At 60.5% G+C, this 569-nt stretch carries 1 rRNA gene; it reads left to right on the top strand.

From position 1 onward, the window contains the following. A 16S ribosomal RNA gene (locus tag DTL70_RS00045) occupies positions 1 to 215 on the top strand; the annotation flags it as partial. Positions 216 to 569 lie beyond the last annotated feature (354 nt).

The raw sequence follows: 569 nt of genomic DNA, 5'->3' as shown, positions 1-569 counted from the left end.
AAGTCGGAGTCGCTAGTAATCGCAGATCAGCATTGCTGCGGTGAATACGTTCCCGGGCCTTGTACACACCGCCCGTCACGTCACGAAAGTCGGTAACACCCGAAGCCGGTGGCCCAACCCCTTGTGGGAGGGAATCGTCGAAGGTGGGACTGGCGATTGGGACGAAGTCGTAACAAGGTAGCCGTACCGGAAGGTGCGGCTGGATCACCTCCTTTCTAAGGAGCATCGTGCCGCCACGTGTGTGGTGGCCAGGGCCTACTGCGTCAGCGAGTGTCTGACGGTGGGTTGCTCATGGGTGGAACGTTGACTATTCGGCACTCTGGTTCAGGGTCACTAGTACTGCTTCGGCGTGGAACGTGATCTGGGGGCTGGGGTGTTGGGCGCGCTGTTGGGTGTCTGAGGGTGCGGGCTGTTGCCCGCCCTTCGGTGTGCCGGTCCCAGTGAACTTGCGGGTTGTGCCTGTGGGGTGGTGGGTGGCTGGTTGTTGTTTGAGAACTGCACAGTGGACGCGAGCATCTGTGGCCAAGTTTTTAAGGGCGCACGGTGGATGCCTTGGCACCAGGAACCGA

Origin of the sequence: Streptomyces diacarni (assembly GCF_003323715.1) — a bacterium.
Lineage (GTDB): Bacteria > Actinomycetota > Actinomycetes > Streptomycetales > Streptomycetaceae > Streptomyces > Streptomyces diacarni.
This window is presented reverse-complemented; position numbering and strand designations above follow the sequence as displayed.